Origin of the sequence: Streptomyces sp. NPDC015131 (genome assembly GCF_043079975.1) — a bacterium.
Taxonomy (GTDB): domain Bacteria; phylum Actinomycetota; class Actinomycetes; order Streptomycetales; family Streptomycetaceae; genus Streptomyces.
Map to the genome: position 1 here is coordinate 186,447 of NZ_JBIBVB010000008.1, position 18,181 is coordinate 204,627.

Sequence of the window (18,181 nt, forward strand, 5' to 3'; positions counted from 1 at the left end):
GCGGGTGAGCGAGAGCCGGGTGGGAGGGTCCACCGACCGGGAGGCGGCGGCGCACGCCGCCCGCGAGGTCGTCGAGCTGCTCGACGTGCTCTGGAACCGGGGCCGGGGCCCGGCGTCCGCCGCCCCCGTCTCCTCCGCGCAGTTGCGGGTGCTGTACGTCCTGGACCGCGACTCGCCGGTGAACCTCCGCGCCCTGGGCGACGCCCTGGGGGCGGCGCCGTCCTCGGTGAGCCGGATGTGCGACCGGCTGGCGGCGCTGGGCCTGATCGAGCGTTCGCCGAGTGCGACGAGCCGCCGCGAGCTGGAGCTGCGGCTCTCCGGCCGGGGTGAGCGGCATCTGCGGGACGTGCGGGCCCGGCGCGAGTCGGCGCTGCTCGACGTGGTCTCGGCCATGCGGCCGGTGCAGCGCTCGGCGCTGGCGGCGGGGCTGAGCGGGCTGCGCGGGGCGATCGAGCGGACCGGGGGCCGTGAGGGTGTGGCGGCGGTACGTTTCGAGGCGGCGCCCGACCGGTAGGCACCGGCCGGGGCCGCCGGGCGGCCGGGTCAGGGGCCGGGGCCCGGGTCGGGGTGGACGGCCCGGGTGATGCCGGCGCGGGCGGCTTCGAGCTGGGCGGCGAACGCGATGCCCAGGAACAGCGCCACCCCGGTGACATTGGCCCACAGCAGCAGGGCGACGAAGGCGCTCAGCGGGCCGTAGACGGCGCCGAACGACCCGCTGCCCTCGATGTACAGGGCGAGCAGGCCGGTCGCGCCCACCCACAGCACCAGGTGGACGCCCGATCCGAAGACCAGCCAGGTGTAGCCCGGCTGGTCGCGGCGGGGCGCCCAGCGGAACACCACGGCGGACGCCAGCGCGGCGAGGACGATGCCCACCGGGAGGTGCAGGGCGTCCCACCAGCCGAGCAGGGACGGGGGCCAGTGCGCCGCGCGGACCACCGCCCGTCCGATGTCGGGGCCCGCGACGATGGCGAGGAAGCCGCCGCCCAGCGGGAGGCCGGCGAACAGGGCGAGGAGGACGCCCCGGCCGTACTTCGCGGGGAAGGGCCGGTCGCGCTCGATGCCGTAGATCCGGTTGCAGCCGCGCTCGATCTGGCCCATGGCGGAGGCCAGGTTGAGGACGGCGAAGCCCATGCCGAGCCACATGGCGACCGCGCCGGCGGTGTCGCCCGCGCTGCGCCGGGTGTCGGCGAGCACCTGGCCCACGACGTCGCCGCTGAGGCCGGGCACGATCCCGGCGAGGGCCAGTTCGACCGCGCGGCCCACCGCCTCCGTGTGGGTGGTGGTGGCGATGCCGACGAGCGCGATGGTGAACGGCACGATGCCGAGCACCACTTGGTACCCCAGGCTGCGGGCGGAGCTGAATCCGTCGGCGTAGCGGAAGCGCGCGAAGGAGTCGGCGAGCAGCCGGCGGCCGCCGTAGTGCCGCAGGGCGGCGAAGGCCTCGTCGCCGCTCAGCTCCTCGCCGAGCATGTCGCGTGTCTGGGGTACGTGGACGACCGTTCCCATGGCCGTGCTGCCGGTGGGGGTGTCAGTCCGTGGCGAGCATGCCGTCGCGCAGCCGGGCCAGGATGCGGGAGAGCAGCCGGGAGACGTGCATCTGGGAGACGCCGAGCCGCTCGCCGATCTGGGCCTGGGTCAGCTCCTCGACGAAGCGGAGGTGGAGGATGCTGCGGTCCCGGTCGTCGAGCCGGCCGATCAGCGGGGCGAGGGACTGGAAGTTCTCGACCAGTTCCATGCCGGGGTCCTCCGCGCCGATGAAGTCGGCGAGCGCGGCGTCGTCGTCCTCGCCGCTGTTGATAGCGGCGTCGAGGGAGCTGGAGTGGTAGCCGTTGGCGGCGACCCGGGCCTCGACGACCTCGTCCTCGGAGAGGTTCATCAGGGCGGCCAGCTCCCGGACGGTCGGGGTGCGGCCGAGGCGGGTGCTCAGCTCCTCGGTGGCCTTCGCCAGCTCGACGCGGGCCTCCTGGAGGCGGCGCGGGACATGCACGGCCCAGGAGGTGTCACGGAAGAACCGCTTGATCTCGCCGACGATGTACGGCACGGCGAAGGTGGGGAACTCCACCTCGCGGGAGAGCTCGAACCGGTCGATCGCCTTGATCAGGCCGATCATGCCGACCTGGACGATGTCCTCCATCTGGTCGCCGCGGCTGCGGAACCGGCCGGCCGCATAGCGGACCAGCGACATGTTCATCTCGATGAGGGTGTTGCGGGCGTACTGGTACTCCGGCGTGCCCTCCTCCAGCACCGCCAGCTTGTCGAAGAACAGCCGCGACAGCGCCCGGGCGTCCTTCGGCGCGAGGCTCTCCGGCGCGGTCACCTCCGGCAGGCCCTCGACACCGGTACGCGTCTCCACACCCACGGCCACGGCGGTCGTCATCGCCTTTTCCCCTCCCGCAAGAGCACCACTCGTTGATCACTGGCAACCCAGTGATCGCCGCCTACCCCGCTTCACCATTCTCATGCACACCAATTTTCCCGGCGTGCACGGCCGGGGTGAGCGGGCCCGCCGGGTCAGAGGAAGCGGCGGACGGGGGCGACGAGGAGTTCGAGGAGGCGGTGGAGCGCGGAGCGGTTCTTCCAGCGGCCCGGGGTGACCGGCTCGGTGCGGGTGAGGTCCTGGTCGAAGTCCTCGTCGAGGGTGGCGGTGAAGTGCTCGTCGAGGACGGCGAGCATCACCTCCTCGTCGTGGTCCATGGAGCGGCGGTTGAAGTTGGTGGAGCCGATCAGCGAGGCGACCCCGTCCACGGTGATGACCTTGGCGTGCATCATGGTCGGCTGGTACTGGCGGATCTCGACGCCGGCCGCGAGCAGCTGCTCGTAGTGGCGCTGGCCGGCGAGCTGGCAGGCGCGCTGGTCGGTGTACCGGCCGGGCAGCAGGATCTGGACGGCGACCCCGCGCCGGGCGGTGTCGCAGAGCAGGTCGATGAAGTACTGGTCGGGGGCGAAGTAGGCGGTGGCCAGGCGGAAGCGCCGCTGGGCGGAGGTGAGCATCACGCGGATGAGGGTCTGCATGTCCTGCCAGCCGATGCTGGCGGAGCCGCGGACCACCTGGACGATGGCGTCGCCGTGCTGGGTGTGCTCGGTGAAGCGGTCGCGGTCGTCGTAGAGCTCGGTGTGGCACTCGGCCCAGTTCTGCGCGAAGGCCGCGGCGATGCCGTCGACGGCGGGGCCGCGGACCTGGACGTGGGTGTCGCGCCACTCCCCCGGGTTGCGGGCGTCCCCGCACCACTCCTCGGCGATGCCGACGCCGCCGGTGAAGGCGGTGTGCTCGTCGACGATCAGGGCCTTGCGGTGGCAGCGGTGGTTCTGCTTGAGCGGCGACAGCCACAGCGGCTTGCGGAACCAGGCGATGTGGACGCCGGCGGCGTCCATGTCGTCGAGCAGGTCGTTCTCTATCTGGCGGGCGCCGAAGCCGTCGAGCAGCAGCCGTACGCGTACGCCGGCCCGGGCGCGGTCGGCGAGGGCGGCGGCGAACTCCCGGGCGATCTCCCCACGCCAGTAGACGAAGGTCATCATGTCGATGGTGTGCTCGGCGCCGCGGATGGCGCGGAGCATGGCGGGGAAGATCTCGTCGCCGTTGCGCAGGCGGAGGAGTTCGTTGCCCTCGGTCGCGGCGGCGCCGATGAGGCGTTCCAGGCGCCGCCGCAGCCGCTGCTTCTCCTCCTGGACGCTGCCCCGCGGCGCGACGGCGGCAGGTCTGGTGGGATCGACGACACTCATGTCCGGCTCCTGTGGCTTTCTGCTCGGGTGTACGGGTCGGGCCGGGGGCCGTACCGCGCGGCCGGTCCCCGACGGTGCTCCGCTTTCCCGCTCGGGGTGGTTCCACGCCGCCGGACCGCGGCGCGCGGGGGGCGCTCCAGGGTCACCCGGCGGTGGCGTCGTCCGCCTCCCAGCGCAGCAGGTCGCCGGGCTGGCAGTCGAGCGCCTCGCAGAGCGCGGCGAGGGTGGTGAATCGTACCGCCTTGGCGCGGCCGTTCTTGAGGACCGCCAGGTTGGCGGGGGTGATGCCGACCCGTGCGGCCAGTTCTCCCACGGACATCTTCCGCCGGGCCAGCATCACGTCGATGTCCACGGCGATCGGCATCAGAGCACTCCGTGCGGGCCGACCGCCGTGCGGGACTCCCCGGCGTCGGGGGCGTGGGGCGGGCTGGGGGCGGCGACGAGGATCACCGGGGAAATCTATCGACATTCGATAGGCGAGGCAACCACGGGGGGCGCGCGCCGGGGACGGCCGCGCCCGGGCTCACGCCTCCAGGGCCTCGCCGACCGTGGTGTGGAGGGGGATGGCCTGGGCCAGGCCGACCAGTTCGATGACCCGGAGCACGGAGGACTGCGGGTCCGCCAGCCGCACCCAGCCGTCACCGGCCTGGGCGTCGCGCTGCGCCCGGAGGAAGGAGTTGACTCCCGAGGAGTCCATGAAGGTCAGCCCGGACAGGTCGAACACCAGGCGGTGGACGCCCTCGTCCCGTACCGATCTGATCGCCTCCTCCAGCTGTCCCACCCCGTCGTAGTCGAGTTCGCCCCCGACGCTCACGACGGCCACCCCGGTTCCGGTCCCGGCCCCGCCGGCGCCCTCCGGGCGCACCTCGACCCGTACCCGGACCCCTGCCTGCTCCATCTTCTCTCCCTCCTCGGCACTGCGCTCAGTGCCCCGGCGGACGTACGCCGTCCCCCGCGTCCCTCCGGTGCCGCCGCGCGGCTCACTCCACGACCAGCGACGCCCGTACCCGCTTCCCCGGGGACAGCATCTCCACGTCCAGGCTCCGGCACAGGGCGAGGACGATCTCCAGCCCGTGCTTGCCGACGCGCCCCGGGTCGGGGGCGTGGGCCACGGGGGCCGCCTCGTGGGTGTCGGAGACCACGATCTCCAGCAGCCCGTCCGCGAGGCGGAGGTCGACCGTGCAGGGACCCTGGGCGTGGCGGACCGCGTTGGTGACCAGTTCGCTGACCACCAGCCGGGCGTTCTCCACGGTGCGCTGCCCCACCGCCGTCCCGTCGCCCGCGCGGGCGCGCAGGAACGCCGCGGTGAAGTCCCTCGCCGACCCGATGGCGTCGTCGAGCCGGGTGTACGTCACCGACGCCGACCGCGCGGGCGTCGCCGCGGGCGCCTCGACCCGGTCCGTGTCCCGCTCGTCCACGCGGCCCCGGGTCGCGTCCCGCAGAGATGCCGTGCTGTCACCACGCATCCACTGTGCCCCCTTCACGCTCCCGTCTCCTTCCCGCTGCCCCTTCCCCGTATCCCGTTGCGCAATCAGGCCGGGTACGGAAGCGGAGGGGCGGGCCGGCCCGGAGGCAGGGGCGCGGCCCGCCCACCCGGTGGATCAGGCGGCGCAGGAGGTGAACTCGGGACCGGTCTGGGCCAGGTAGATGCTGGCCCGGCCCTGGTCGTCGCTCTTCAGCGGGACGGTGACGGTGTCGGTCACCTTCCAGGGGAAGCCGTTCGCGTCGAAGGTCCACTCACCGGTCACCCTGGTCGCCAGCTCCGAGAGCGCCACCCATCCGTAGTGACGGGCCGGGACCGTGATCGTCAGGCTGTTGCCGAGGTCCTGGCGCAGGTCGTAGCTCACCTGGCCGGAGATGGTGAGGCTGACGCTGGTCTGGACGGGGCTCGGCCCGCCGGTGCCCAGCCCGGAGGTGAAGGACACCCCCATCTGGCTGGACCAGCCGGTGGAGGTGTTGAGGGTGAACGTCCACGGCACGGGCGCGCCGGTGCCGTTGTACCAGACCGGGGAGACGCAGCTCTTGGGCAGCGGCTCGGCCGGGGCCTGGGTGCCCTTGGTCCAGGAACAGGTGGACGCGTCCTTCTGGCAGCGTTTCGAGGCGTGGTCCACCGCGGCCTTGAGCGCGGCGGGCGCCGCCGCGGCGGGTACGCGCCACTGCTGGGCCCTGCTGCCGTTGCAGCCGTACGTCTGGGTCCAGGCGTCGTCGTTCTGGGCGCCGAGGACGACGTCGACGCACTTGTTGTCGCCGGTGTTGCGGATCATGAAGACGTCGGTGGTGCCGCGTACCGGCTGGAAGTACCACCGCTGGGCCGCGGTGCCGTTGCAGGACTGCTGCCGGAGCGGGAAGCCGACCGCGGCGCACTTGCCGGTGGTGTCGTTGACGAGGGTGAACGACCCGTCGGGCTGGGTGAGGGCGCTCCACTTCTGGTGGTACCCGGGCGCGGAGTTGGTGACGAGGAAGACCCCGTCCCCGGTGTTGCCGTTCTGCGCGTCCAGATTGCGGCCGCTGTTGACGGACGTGAGCGTGAGACCGGTGAGACCGGTGAGACCGGCCGGACCGGAGCCTTCGGCGCCGGTGGCGGCCCGGGCCGGTGCGGTTCCGCCCCCGTGGGCGGCCCCCGCGGGCGCCCCGAGGCCGAGGACGACGCAGAGCGCGGCGGCGATCACCGTCAGCGCCCTGGATAAGCCGGTGTGCGAGGACGTTCTCATGGCGGGACAACCCCCTGGTCCGGTGGTGGGGCGGCCGCGGGCGCGGCCGCCTCTCGAGATCGGTACCACTATGGCCGTCCGGGGCGGGGGTGCCAGGGGTTCGGGCCGACCGGCCACTTTCTGACCGGAAAGCGGTCAACGACCGTCGGGCGCCGAGGTAATGAGGTGGCGGGGATCCGGGGGGTGGCGTCAGCCGGGCGGCCCCGGCGGGGTGGGGCGCCGGGGCGGAGGGGCGGCGTTGCGGTGGCGCGGGGCGGCCTGGCGCGGGGGCCGCGTCAGGGTGATCTGCCGGACGAGCTGCTGGAAGCAGGCGAGCGCCGCCACCGCGGGCAGCGCCGCCGCGGTGGCGCCCAGCGGGGTCCTCGGCGCCTGGGCGACGCACAGCAGGACGGCGAGCGACGAGAACAGCAGGACCGCGCACCAGGAGTGGGTGGCGCGCCGCCGGTGGAAGGCCGCCCGGAGGATGGACAGGGACGCCACCAGCCAGGGGCCGTACACCAGCAGGGGCCACCACCGGACGACACCGGCGGAGGCGCCCGGCTGGGTGGCGTTGCGCAGCAGCGGGGCGTAGGCGACCATCCCGCCGTAGACGCTGACCATGGAGACGATGACCGCGGTGAGTGCCGCGATGAGGATGCTGACGGTGCGCAGCAGGCTGATGAAAGGTTTGCGCGGCGGTCGCACCCGGCGGTGGCTCGGCGTGGGGTGGCGCACCGGCGGCAGTTCGGCGGTGTTCCGTTCCGGTTCCGCCGGCGGGCGGTCCTCGGGATACGGATCGGAGTACGGCTCGGAGGGCGCCCCCCGGGTGGGCGCCGGGGTGGCCCAGGGGCCGGAGGGGGCCGATTCCCGCAGGAGGGTGGCCAGTTCCTCGTCCCAGGAGAGGTGGGGTGCGTCGCCCGGGAACACGGACGGGCCTTCCGGTTCCTGGCCGCCCGGCGGGGTGCACCGGCTGGGCGTCTCATACATCACGGGCCTGTTCTGCGAAGTCGGTGTGTGCGGCGGCCGGTTGAGCGGCATGGAACTCCGCCTGAATTCTTCCCAGCGTCCGCAGGAAATCCTCCAGGGTGGTGGAGGAGTAGAACAGATCGACGCGCTCCGCCCCGTGGCGGAGGCTGGCTCGTCCTCCCCCGGCGGCCGCGGGAGAGCCCGGGGTGAAGGTCCACTTGCCGGCCCGGATGGCCCCGGCCCGGTCGTACCGGCCGCCAACGGCGGCGTCCCGTGGGAACGAGAAACCCACCTGTGCTGTGGTCATGTTCCCCCTAACGCCACGGAACTTGATCCGGGTGCGCTTCGCAGGAGTGACAGCCCTGCGGCATTCGGGTGCCTTTGTGCGCCGCTAATCGTTCTTTTGGCGAGTGGTGCCCAGAACAGTGTCCCGCCGTTTCCGCCCGGGCCGTTCCGTATCTGTCCTTTTCCTCCCGCCGATCGCCCCTCCCGCGCCCGGAAGGGAAAGGAAATTTCCCTTCCGGGAATGCGGGCGGGCGCGTACGAGTGAATCCGACGGGCCGGTCCGGCGGTCGGGCGCCCGTCACGCGCTCCCCCGGGCCGCGTACGCGCGGACGTCGGCGTCCGGGTCGTCCCGGGCGGCCGTGAGGGCGGCGCGGGCGGCGGCGTCCTCGCGGTGGCGGAGCAGGGCGAGGACGGCCGCCCTGCGCACGTCGGCGTGCGGGTCGGCGAGCGCCCCGGCCAGGGCGGGGACGGCGGTGCCGGGGCCCGCCGCGCCGAGTGCGGCCGCCGCTCCGGCACGGGCCCGCCAGGCGTCGTCGCGCAGCGCGGCGACAGCGGTGGCCGCCACGGCCGCCGGGAGGCCCCCCACCGCGCCCAGCGCCCCCAGGGCCGCGCCGCGCACCAGGTCGTCGCCGTCACGGGCCAGGCGCGCCAGGGTGTCGAGGACGCCGCCGCCCGCCCCCGGCGCGGTCAGCGCGGCGAGGCCCTTGGCCACGGCCACCCGCACCTCGCGGTCCGGGTCGCCGGCCGCCCCGGTGAGCGGTGCCACCGCGTCGACCGACACCAGGGCGCGTACCGTCTCGACGCGTACGGCCCGGTCGGGGTCGGCCAGGCCGGGGGCGTACAGCGTGGCGTCGCCCAGGCCGAGCATGCGCAGCACGGTTATGGCGGCCGTGCGGACCTGCGGGTCGGCCGAGCCCAGGGCGCTCACCAGGGTGTCCCGCAGGGCCGGTTCGGGCCGCAGGGTCTCGACCAGTTCGCGCAGCGAGTCGGCGGCGGCCCGGCGGACGGCCGCGTCGGGGTCGCTGAGCGCCCGGCCGAGGGCGGGCCCGGTGCCTTCGGGCAGCGTCTCGGTGAGGGTGGTGACGGCGGCGCGGCGCACCGCGGGGTCCGGGTCCGCGAGGTAGGGCTCCAGCGCGGTGAGGCCGGGCTCGTCCTCGGTGAGCGCCAGCAGTTCGAGGATGCGGGGCGAGGTGCCGGTGGCGGCGCCGCCGGCCGGGCGGGCGGCCGTGGCCGCGGTGCGGGCGCCGCCGGGTGCCGCGTCGCGCGGGCCCGCGGTCGCCACCGGTTCCAGGGCGACCTCGCCCAGGTACCGGGAGGGTCCGCCGGCGGGGGCGTACCCCTCGACGGGCACCAGGTAGGGGGCGACGGGCCGGGCGGTGAACTCCATGCCGCCGGACGGCGACTTGCGCAGGTCCAGGTGGTGCAGCCAGTTGTGGTCGTCGCGCCGCGGATGGTCGGTGCGCTCGTGGTACAGGCCCCAGCGGGACTCGGTCCTGGCGAGGGAGGCGCGGGCCGCCATCTCGGCGCAGTCGCGGATGAAGCCCACCTCGGCGCAGCGCATCAGCTCGTGCGGGGTGGTGGCGCCCATGGCGTCGATCTCCCCGCGCATCCGCTCGAAGTGCTCCACGGCGAGCGAGAGCCGCGCTCCGGACTTCGGCGGGGCGACGTAGTCGTTGACGAAGCGGCGCAGCTTGTACTCGACCTGGGGCTGCGGCGGCCCGTCCGGGTGGCGCAGCGGCCGGTAGACCAGCTCGTGGGCGGCGCGGACCTGGCCGGCGGGCAGCGGGTCAGGGCGGGCGCGGTAGCGGGCGGCGTCCTCGCCGGCGAGGTCGCCGAAGACGAAGGCGCCGATCATGTAGTTGTGCGGGACGCAGGCCAGGTCGCCGGCGGCGTACAGGCGGGGCACGGTGGTGCGGGCGTGGTCGTCGACGCGTACGCCCGAGGCGCTGTGGCCGCCGCACAGGCCGATCTCGGAGATGTGCATCTCGACGTCGTGGGTGCGGTAGTCGTGCCCGCGGCCGGCGTGGAAGGTGCCCCGGGTGGGGCGTTCGGTGGTGTGGAGGATGTCCTCCAGCGCGGTGACGGACTCCTCCGGGAGGTGGCTCAGCTTGAGGTACACCGGGCCCCGGTCGGAGGCCAGTTCCGCGGCGAACTCGGCCATCATCGCGCCGGACCAGTAGTCGGAGTCGACGAACCGCTCGCCGTGCCGGTTGACCTGGTAGCCGCCGAAGGGGTTGGCGACATAGGCGCAGGCGGGTCCGTTGTAGTCCTTGATGAGCGGGTTGATCTGGAAGCACTCGATGCCGGTCAGCTCGGCCCCGGCGTGGTACGCCATGGCGTAGCCGTCCCCGGCGTTGGTGGGGTTCTCGTAGGTGCCGTAGAGGTAGCCGGAGGCGGGCAGGCCGAGCCGGCCGGCCGCTCCGGTCGCCAGGATCACCGCGCCCGCGCGTACGGTGACGAAGGCGCCGGTGCGGGTGTGGAACCCGGCGGCGCCCACCGCGCCGCCGTCGGGCCCGGTGAGGACGCGGACGGGCATGACCCGGTTCTCGATGCGGATGCGTTCGCGCATCTCGCGCCGCCGCAGCTGCCGGTAGAGGACCTTCTTGACGTCCTTGCCCTCGGGCATGGGCAGGACGTACGAGCCGGAGCGGTGGACCTGGCGCACCGCGTAGTCGCCGTGCTCGTCCTTCTCGAACTTCACCCCGTACGACTCCAGGCGGCGCACCATGGCGTGGCCGCGGGTCGCGGTCCGGCGGACGGTGGACTGGTCGACGACGCCGTCGTTGGCGCGGGTGATCTCGGCGACGTAGTCGTCGGGTTCGGCCCGTCCGGGGATCACGGCGTTGTTGACGCCGTCCATGCCCATGGCGAGGGCGCCGGAGTGGCGGACGTGGGCCTTCTCCAGGAGCAGGACGTCCGCGCCGTGTTCGGCGGCGGTCAGGGCCGCCATCGTGCCGGCCGTGCCGCCGCCGATGACGAGGACGTCGCAGGAGAGCTCCTCGGCGTCGGCGAGGGAGGGGATGTCCATGGTGGGTGCCTCTCGGGTGGCGGGAATGCGGGGCGTCAGCGGAGCAGGTAGGGCATGTTGACCTCGACGGCGCCGGTGGGGCACCGGGCGGCGCACGGGCCGCAGTACCAGCACTCGTCGACGTGCATGTGGGCCTTGCCGCTGTCCGGGTCGATGGCGAGCGAGTCGAGCGGGCACATGTCGACGCAGAGGGTGCAGCCGTCGATGCACTTCGACTCGTCGATGGTCACGGGCACGTCGGCACGCTGGGGCACGAGAGGCATGGCTGTCTCCAGGGAAGGGGGACGGGAGGGTTCAGCGGGAGCGGCGCAGGTGGCCGCTCATGGCGATGCGGTCGCCGCGGAAGCGGATGAACTCCAGGTCCACGGGCCGCCCGTCGTCCAGGCGGGTGAGGCGTTCCATCATCAGGACGGCCGCGCCGCGCGGGGCCTGAAGGACGGCGGCGGAGTGGGCGTCGGCGCTGACGGCCTCCAGGGTGACGTCGGCCGAGCCGAGCGCCCGGCCGGTGAGGCGCTCCAGGAGGCGGAACACGTCGTGGTGTTCCAGGTCGCAGTCGAGCAGGGTCGCCCCGAGGTCCATCGGGATGTACGTGAGGTCCAGCGAGAGCGGCAGTCCGTCGAGCCTGCGCAGCCGCTCGACGCACAGCACGTCCGACCGCTCCGGCAGGCCGAGCCGCCGGGCGACCGGCGCGGGCGCCGGGACGGGCCCGGCGGTGCGTACCTCGTTGGTCACCTCGCCGTGCTCGCGCAGGGTCTCGGCGAGCCCCTGGAGCCGGTCGAGGCCGTGGGGGTACTTCTCGGCCACCAGGACCGTCCCCACGCCGGGCCGCCGTTCCACCAGCCCCTGGGAGCGGAGCAGGTCGAGCGCCTGGCGGACGGTGTTGCGGGAGACCCCGTAGTCGGCGCCGAGCCGGTCCTCCAGCGGCAGGACGCCCCCGGGGAAGCCGGTGGTGCGCGCCTGGTGGCGGAGGAGGTCGGCCAGCTGCCGGGCGCGGTCCGCGCGCAGCCGCCGGCGCCGCGCGGCGGCGACCGGGGCGGTGGGTTCACGGATGCGTTCGGCTGACATGTGCCGGACCCTACCGAGCGCCCGGCCCCGGTGGTGTTGCCGCAGTGTTGCGCCACTTCCACCGCCAGACACACCCGCCTGACCTGTGCTTTTGTGCCGGAGGCGGGGAGTTGTGCCACTGCGGCGGCCTGCCGGGGCCGGTGGTGGCGGGCGCGGGCCCGTCCGGTGGGGCCGGGGATTGTGAACGGTACGAGACGGACTCGTTGCTCGCGTTGACGCGGCCGGATTTCGTTGCCAGCCTCGTGGTCGTGAGCCAGTCAGCGAACCTCTCCGGGCGGTGCCCCGTCGATCCCCGACGGCAGGCCGGCGCCCTCTGTGCGGTCGTCCTCCGCGGCTGTTAGGCAACTCGTCACGGGTGGCCCGGCCCCGGGGCCGCCCGCTCCGTCCCGGCCGGTCCGCAGCGACCGTACCCGCGCCCCTCACCCCCTTTCCCCCGCTCGCGTGCCGGCCCCGGCACGTGCCGTGCGAGCGGTGCCCCGGCACCGCTGTCCGGGAGCGGGGTGACCCCGACTCTCCCTCGCGTCCCAGGAGTTCGCCATGCCCCTCGTCGTCGCCGTCTCCGGAAGTCCGTCCGCCGATTCGCGGACCGCCCGTGTGGTGGACCATGTGCTGGCCCGTCTCGCGGCCGGCGGGCAGGACACCGGCCACATCTCCGTACGCGACCTCCCGGCGGCCGAGCTGCTCGGGGGGACGGCCGTCCATCCGGCGCTGCGGCTCGCGCTGGACGGGGTGGCGCGCGCCGAGGGCGTCGTCGTCGCCACGCCGCTCTACAAGGCGTCGTACAGCGGGCTGCTGAAGGTGTTCCTCGACCTGCTGCCCCGGGCCGGGCTCGCGGGGAAGACCGTGCTGCCGCTGGTGACGGGCGGCAGCCTCGCCCACATGCTTGCCATGGACTACGCCCTGCGCCCGGTGCTGTCCGCCCTCGGCGCCCGCCATGTCGTCCCCGGCGCCTTTCTGCTCGACTCGGCGATCGAGCGCCTGGGGGCGGCCGCGTGCCGGATCGAGCCCGAGTCCGAACTGCGGCTGCTGCACGCCCTGGACGGCTTCTCCCGGGCCCTCACCGCGCGGGAACCGGCCGCGCTCGGCGCCTCCGCGCGCTGACCCGCCCGCCTCGTCCCCGCCCCTTCCCCGCCCCTTTCTGCGAACAGGATCCTCCATGCGTACGTCTCCCCCAGTGAACCGACGCCGCTTCCTCGCCCTGGCCGGCCTGTCGACGGTCGCGGCCGGCTGCGGCACCGCGCTCGGCGGCGGGGCGTCCGGCGCGGGCGGGACCAGGACCCTCCGGTACCAGGGCTGGACCGGCCAGGTCATCCCCGCCGAACTGGCCGAGGGCCTCGGCTACTTGCCGGGCCTGCGGCTGGAGTGGGTGGGCAACACGATCAGCGGCCCCCAGGACATCCAGGCGGCCGCCACCGGCCAGGTCGACTTCGGGGGCGCCTTCAACGGCGCGGTGGTGAAGCTGGCGGCCAACGGCGCCCCGGTGAAGGCCGTGATCAGCTACTACGGCTCCGACGAGCACGCGTACAGCGGCTACTACGTGCGCGCCGACAGCCCGATCCGCTCCGCCCGCGACCTGGTCGGCAAAAAGGTCGGCATGAACACCCTCGGGGCGCACTCCGAGGCCCTGCTCGACATCTACCTGCGGCGCGCCGGGCTGCCGGACGCCGACGCGGAGAAGGTCCAGGCGCTCGTCGTGCCGCCGGTGAGCACCGAACAGTCCCTGCGGCAGCGGCAGATCGACGTCGCCGTGCTGAGCGGAGTCCTGCGGGAGAAGGCGGTGGCGGCCGGCGGGCTGCGGCCGCTGTTCACCGACCACCAGCTCCTGGGGCCCTTCAGCGCCGGGACATATGTGATGACAGAACGCTTCATCCGCGAGGACCCGGAGGCGGTGCGGACCTTTGTGACCGGGGTCGGCCGGGCGCTGGACTGGGCGCGCACCACGCCCCGCGCCCAGGTGGTCGCCCGGATGACGGACATCGTGAAGCGGCGCGGGAGGGCCGAGGACCTCGACCCGCTGCGCTACTGGAAGTCGTACGGCGTGGCCGCGCCCGGCGGGCGGGTCGCCGAGGGGGAGCTGCGGCTCTGGATCGACTGGCTCGCCGAGCGCGGTGACATCGACCGCGGCCGGGTGCGCCTGGACGCGCTGTACACCAATGAGTTCAACGCGCCGGCGACGGCGTCGCCCGCGGCGAGCGGGAGGTGAGCCCGGTGCCGGGTCGTGTGGAGACCGGTCGTGCCGAGGCCGGGCTGGTGGAGGCCGGGCGTACGGCGAAGCTCGTCGTCGCCGGGGTGCGCAAGGAGTTCCCGACGAGGGGGCGGGACGGCGGCCGGCGGCCGGTCACCGCCCTGGACGGGGTGGACCTGACCGTCGGCGCGGGTGAGTTCCTCGTCGTCGTGGGGCCCAGCGGGTGCGGCAAGTCCACCCTGCTGGACCTGCTGGCCGGGCTGACCGCGCCGACGTCCGGCCGCATCCTGCTGGACGGCTCGCCCGTGACCGGCCCCGGCCTCGACCGGGGCATCGTCTTCCAGCAGTACGCGCTGCTCCCCTGGCGCACCGCCCAGGGCAACGTCGAATTCGGGCTGGAGGCCGTCGGGGTGCCGCGCCGCCGGCGGGCGGCCCTGGCGCGGGAGTACCTGGCCCTGGTGGGGCTGAGCGGGTTCGAGGGGCGGCACCCGCACGAGCTGTCCGGCGGCATGCGGCAGCGGGTCGCGATCGCGCGCAGCCTGGCGTACGACCCGGAGGTGCTGCTGATGGACGAGCCCTTCGCGGCGCTGGACGCGCAGACGCGGGAGTCGCTCCAGGACGAGCTGCTCGGCATCTGGCGCCGTACCGGCAAGACGATCGTGTTCATCACCCACGGCATCGACGAGGCCGTACGCCTGGGGCAGCGGGTGGCGGTGATGACCTCCCGCCCCGGCCGGATCAAGGAGGTCGTCCCCATCGCGCTGCCGGCCGGGCCGGAGGGCGGCGATCCGCGCTCCAGCCCCGAGTTCGCCCAGCACCGGCACCGTGTCTGGACCCTGCTGCACGACGAGGTGTCCAGGGCCCAGCGGCAGGAGAGGCAGGAAGTGACCGCATGAGTCCCCCGACCCGTACCGACACCCCCGGCGTCACCGCTCCCGCGGACGCACTGCCCGCCAAGCGCACGCCCGTCGAGGAGGCACCCGGCACGGCAGCGGCCGGCGGCCCGCCCCCGGCGGCCCCCGCCCCCGTACCGCGCCGGAACCGGCTCCGGTACCGCGTCCGCCGGGCGCTGCACGGGCTCGTCCGGGCGGGCACCCGGTCGGTGGCCGTCCTGGCGCTCCTGGCGCTGTGGGAGACGGCCCCGCGCCTCGGGCTGGCCGACCGCACCTTCCTGCCGCCGTTCAGCGAGGTCGCCGTGGCGTGGTGGGGGCTGGCCGCGTCCGGGCAGCTGGCCGACCACACCCTGGCGAGCCTCGGCCGCTCCCTCGGCGGCTTCGTGATCGCGGTGCTGGTCGCCGTGCCGCTGGGGCTGCTGATCGGCCGCTACCGGCGGGCGGCGGATCTTCTGGGGCCGCTGCTGGAGCTGTTCCGCAACACGGCGGCCCTCGCGCTGCTCCCGGTGTTCGTGCTCCTGCTGGGCATCGGCGAGACGTCGAAGGTCTCGATCGTGGTGTACGCGTGCACCTGGCCGGTGCTGCTCAACACCATCAGCGCCGTACGGTCCGTGGACCCGGTGCTGCTCCGGCTGGCCCGGTCGATGGACCTGCCTCCGGTGCGGCTCTTCCAGAAGGTGATCCTCCCGGCGTCGGTGCCGGCGGTGTTCACGGGCGTCCGGCTCGCCGGGGCGGTGTCGATCCTGGTGCTGGTCGCCGCGGAGATGATCGGCGCCAAGGCGGGCCTCGGGTATCTGATCAACGCCTCGCAGTACAACTTCGCCATTCCGCAGATGTACGCCGGGATCGTCACCGTCTCGGCGATCGGCGTGGCCTTCAACCAGGTCCTCGTCTCCCTGGAGCGGCGGCTCAGCTCCTGGCGGGCCCCGGTCGCCGCCTGAGCCCTCCCGCGGCCCGCTTCTCTTCTCTCCCGCACCACCGCCCACCACCGAAGGACGTCCCGTGCCCGCCACACCCCCGCGCCATCTGCATCTCAACGCGTTCCTGATGAACGCCGGCCACCATGACGCCGCCTGGCGCCACCCCCTGTCCACGCCCGAACGGGTCACCGACGTCGCGTACTTCACCAAGCTGGCGAGAACCGCCGAACGCGGGCTGCTGGACTCGGTGTTCCTCGCCGACGGCCTGGCCCTGTGGGGCAACGCCCATCACAACGCGTCGGGCGGCTTCGAGCCGCTGACCCTGCTGTCGGCGCTCGCCACGGCCACCGAGCGCATCGGGCTCATCGCCACCGTCTCCACCACGTTCACCGAACCGTTCGCCACGGCACGGGCGTTCGCCTCGCTGGACCACCTCAGCGGCGGCCGGGCGGGGTGGAACATCGTCACCTCGGGGACCGTCGACGAGGCCCGCAACTACGGCCGCGACGAGCACCTGGAGCACGCTCTGCGCTACGAGCGGGCCCGGGAGTTCGTCGACGTCGCCGTGAAGCTGTGGGACAGCTGGCACGACGACGCGATCGTGCTCGACCGGGCGGCCGGTGTGTACGCCCGTCCGGACCGGGTCCGGCCCGTGGACCACCGGGGCACGCACTTCCGGGTACGGGGCCCGCTGAACGTCCCCCGCTCCCCGCAGGGCCACCCGCTGCTGGTCCAGGCCGGGTCGTCGGAGGACGGCAAGGAGTTCGCCGCCCGGTACGCGGAGGCGGTGTTCACCGCGCAGCAGACCCTGTCCGACGCCCAGGCGTTCGCCAAGGACCTCCGGTCCCGGCTCGCCCGCCACGGGCGTGCCGAGGACGCCGTCAGGATCCTGCCCGGCATCTGCCCGGTCATCGGGTCGACGGAGGCGGAGGCCCTGGCGCTGGACCAGGAGCTGACGGACCTTCAGGTGCCCGCGTACGGCCTGGCCCAGCTGTCCGGGATGCTCGGCACCGACCTGACCGGCCTGCCGCTGGACGGCCCGCTCCCCGAGCTGCCCGAGGAGCGGGAGATCAACGGCAACCGGAGCCGTTTCGCGCTGGTCGCCGAGCTGGGGCGGCGCGAGGGGCTCACCCTGCGGCAGCTGATCGCCCGGCTCGGCGGGGGCCGCGGGCACCAGGTGGTGGCGGGCACCGCCGAGCAGATCGCCGACCGGCTCCAGGAGTGGTTCACCCAGGGCGCCGCCGACGGGTTCAACATCATGCCGCCCTATCTGCCCGGCGGGCTGGACCACTTCGTCGACCAGGTCGTGCCCCTCCTCCAGGAGCGCGGCCTGTTCCGCACCGAGTACACCGGCCGCACCCTGCGTGAGCACTACGGGCTCCCCCGGCCGGCCGCCCGCGCCGCCCTGCCGGTCTGACCGCCTCCGGACATCCACCGCCCCAGGAAAGGACACCTCGCCATGACGACGACCACCACCCCGCTCGCCTCCCCCGCACCGGACACTCCCGGCGGCCTCGACCTCCGCAGGATCGGCGGCCGGATCGGTGCCGAGGTCCACGGCCTCGACCTGTCGGGCGACCTCGATCCCGGTACCGTCGCGGCGGTCGGCCGGGCGCTGCTGGAGCACAAGGCCCTGGTCTTCCGCGACCAGCACCTGGACGACGCCGGGCAGCTCCGTTTCGCGTCGCTGTTCGGGGAGCTGACCACCGCCCATCCGACGGTGCCGTCGGTGGACGGGCAGCCGCACATCCTTCCGGTGGACGGCGACGAGGGCATCCGCGCCAACCGCTGGCACACCGACGTCACCTTCGTCCGTACGCCGCCGAAGGCGTCCACGCTGCGCGCCCTGGTCGTCCCGCCGTACGGCGGCCACACCCTGATCGCCAACACGGCCGCCGCGTACCGCGATCTGCCCGAGCCGCTGCGGGAGTTCGCCGACCGGCTGTGGGCCGTGCACACCAACGCGTACGACTATGCCGAGCCGAGGGACGAGAAGGCGGCGGAGCACCGCAGGCGGTTCGTGTCGCGCCGCTACCGCACCGCGCATCCCGTGGTCCGGGTGCATCCGGAGAGCGGGGAGCGGGGCCTGTTCATCGGAGGGTTCGCGCAGAGCCTGGTGGGCTTCGGCCCGGAGGCGTCACACGATCTGCTGCGGCTGCTCCAGTCGTACGTGGTCCGGCCGGAGAACGTGGTGCGGATCGCCTGGCGCCCCGGTGACCTGGTGCTGTTCGACAACCGCATCACCCAGCACTACGCCCCGGACGACTACGGCGACCTGCCGCGGCTGCTGCACCGGGTGACCGTCGCGGGCGATGTGCCGGCCGGCACCGACGGCTCGTTCAGCCGCACCGTGGAGGGCGACGACGCCGCCCACTACACCCCGGTGACGGCCTGAGCCACAACAGAGGGAGGCGGCGGGGCGATCACCG

Annotated in this window: 19 protein-coding genes; 7 read left to right on the forward strand and 12 right to left on the reverse strand. The window is 74.0% G+C overall.

From position 1 onward, the window contains the following. The first annotated feature begins 4 nt into the window (after nucleotides 1–4). On the forward strand, nucleotides 5–514 hold the full coding sequence (locus tag ACF08D_RS28695) for a MarR family winged helix-turn-helix transcriptional regulator (RefSeq protein ID WP_392226673.1): 510 nt from the start codon (nucleotides 5–7) through the stop codon (nucleotides 512–514). Between the two features lie 29 nt (nucleotides 515–543). Here the strand turns inward: ACF08D_RS28695 and ACF08D_RS28700 are convergent, their stop codons facing one another. From ACF08D_RS28700 to ACF08D_RS28755, 12 genes are all read right to left on the reverse strand, one after another. Beyond that, nucleotides 544–1,506, reverse strand: a complete 963-nt coding sequence (locus tag ACF08D_RS28700; protein ID WP_392226675.1) for a YihY/virulence factor BrkB family protein — start codon at nucleotides 1,504–1,506, stop codon at nucleotides 544–546. 22 nt (nucleotides 1,507–1,528) lie between these two features. Next, on the reverse strand, nucleotides 1,529–2,377 hold the full coding sequence (locus ACF08D_RS28705) for an RNA polymerase sigma factor SigF (protein WP_392226677.1): 849 nt from the start codon (nucleotides 2,375–2,377) through the stop codon (nucleotides 1,529–1,531). Nucleotides 2,378–2,511: 134 nt separating this feature from the next. Continuing rightward, entirely contained in the window at nucleotides 2,512–3,720 is a 1,209-nt protein-coding gene (locus ACF08D_RS28710; protein WP_392226678.1) for a phosphatidylserine/phosphatidylglycerophosphate/cardiolipin synthase family protein, read from the reverse strand. A gap of 142 nt (nucleotides 3,721–3,862) precedes the next feature. Then, entirely contained in the window at nucleotides 3,863–4,084 is a 222-nt protein-coding gene (locus ACF08D_RS28715) for a helix-turn-helix domain-containing protein (RefSeq protein ID WP_392226680.1), read from the reverse strand. A gap of 159 nt (nucleotides 4,085–4,243) precedes the next feature. Continuing rightward, entirely contained in the window at nucleotides 4,244–4,618 is a 375-nt protein-coding gene (locus ACF08D_RS28720; RefSeq protein ID WP_392226682.1) for an STAS domain-containing protein, read from the reverse strand. A gap of 82 nt (nucleotides 4,619–4,700) precedes the next feature. After that, nucleotides 4,701–5,186 carry an ATP-binding protein gene (locus tag ACF08D_RS28725; protein WP_392226684.1) on the reverse strand — a complete coding sequence of 162 codons (486 nt, stop codon included), beginning with the start codon at nucleotides 5,184–5,186 and terminating at the stop codon, nucleotides 4,701–4,703. A 135-nt stretch (nucleotides 5,187–5,321) separates the two neighbouring features. Next, nucleotides 5,322–6,431 carry an RICIN domain-containing protein gene (locus tag ACF08D_RS28730; protein WP_392226685.1) on the reverse strand — a complete coding sequence of 370 codons (1,110 nt, stop codon included), beginning with the start codon at nucleotides 6,429–6,431 and terminating at the stop codon, nucleotides 5,322–5,324. A 189-nt stretch (nucleotides 6,432–6,620) separates the two neighbouring features. Beyond that, complete coding sequence (locus tag ACF08D_RS28735; protein WP_392226687.1) at nucleotides 6,621–7,397, reverse strand: DUF2637 domain-containing protein; 777 nt, start codon at nucleotides 7,395–7,397, stop codon at nucleotides 6,621–6,623. After that, nucleotides 7,390–7,683 (reverse strand): hypothetical protein, encoded by a 294-nt coding sequence (locus ACF08D_RS28740; RefSeq protein WP_392226689.1) that lies wholly within the window; start codon nucleotides 7,681–7,683, stop codon nucleotides 7,390–7,392. The genes ACF08D_RS28735 and ACF08D_RS28740 overlap by 8 nt, the downstream gene beginning before the upstream one ends. Nucleotides 7,684–7,959: 276 nt before the next feature. Next, the gene (locus tag ACF08D_RS28745) at nucleotides 7,960–10,689 is read right to left on the reverse strand and encodes a fumarate reductase/succinate dehydrogenase flavoprotein subunit (RefSeq protein WP_392226690.1); all 2,730 of its coding nucleotides are present in this window, start codon (nucleotides 10,687–10,689) and stop codon (nucleotides 7,960–7,962) included. A 35-nt stretch (nucleotides 10,690–10,724) separates the two neighbouring features. After that, nucleotides 10,725–10,952: a ferredoxin family protein gene (locus ACF08D_RS28750; protein WP_392226692.1), complete on the reverse strand. Its 228-nt coding sequence runs from the start codon at nucleotides 10,950–10,952 to the stop codon at nucleotides 10,725–10,727. 31 nt (nucleotides 10,953–10,983) lie between these two features. Further along, the gene (locus ACF08D_RS28755; protein WP_392226694.1) at nucleotides 10,984–11,754 is read right to left on the reverse strand and encodes a GntR family transcriptional regulator; all 771 of its coding nucleotides are present in this window, start codon (nucleotides 11,752–11,754) and stop codon (nucleotides 10,984–10,986) included. Nucleotides 11,755–12,291: 537 nt separating this feature from the next. Between ACF08D_RS28755 and ssuE the strand changes: the two genes are divergently transcribed. The 6 genes from ssuE (at nucleotide 12,292) to ACF08D_RS28785 (ending at nucleotide 18,147) form a co-directional block, all read left to right on the forward strand. Beyond that, on the forward strand, nucleotides 12,292–12,855 hold the full coding sequence (ssuE, locus tag ACF08D_RS28760; RefSeq protein WP_392226695.1) for an NADPH-dependent FMN reductase: 564 nt from the start codon (nucleotides 12,292–12,294) through the stop codon (nucleotides 12,853–12,855). Nucleotides 12,856–12,928: 73 nt separating this feature from the next. Then, nucleotides 12,929–13,957, forward strand: a complete 1,029-nt coding sequence (locus ACF08D_RS28765; RefSeq protein ID WP_392226697.1) for an ABC transporter substrate-binding protein — start codon at nucleotides 12,929–12,931, stop codon at nucleotides 13,955–13,957. 47 nt (nucleotides 13,958–14,004) lie between these two features. Then, nucleotides 14,005–14,835 (forward strand): ABC transporter ATP-binding protein, encoded by an 831-nt coding sequence (locus ACF08D_RS28770; RefSeq protein WP_392227094.1) that lies wholly within the window; start codon nucleotides 14,005–14,007, stop codon nucleotides 14,833–14,835. Next, complete coding sequence (locus ACF08D_RS28775) at nucleotides 14,832–15,773, forward strand: ABC transporter permease (protein ID WP_392226699.1); 942 nt, start codon at nucleotides 14,832–14,834, stop codon at nucleotides 15,771–15,773. Before ACF08D_RS28770 ends, ACF08D_RS28775 begins: the two co-directional genes overlap by 4 nt. 61 nt (nucleotides 15,774–15,834) lie before the next feature. Beyond that, complete coding sequence (locus ACF08D_RS28780; protein ID WP_392226700.1) at nucleotides 15,835–17,169, forward strand: LLM class flavin-dependent oxidoreductase; 1,335 nt, start codon at nucleotides 15,835–15,837, stop codon at nucleotides 17,167–17,169. Nucleotides 17,170–17,211: 42 nt separating this feature from the next. Continuing rightward, entirely contained in the window at nucleotides 17,212–18,147 is a 936-nt protein-coding gene (locus ACF08D_RS28785; RefSeq protein ID WP_392226702.1) for a TauD/TfdA dioxygenase family protein, read from the forward strand. Nucleotides 18,148–18,181 lie beyond the last annotated feature (34 nt).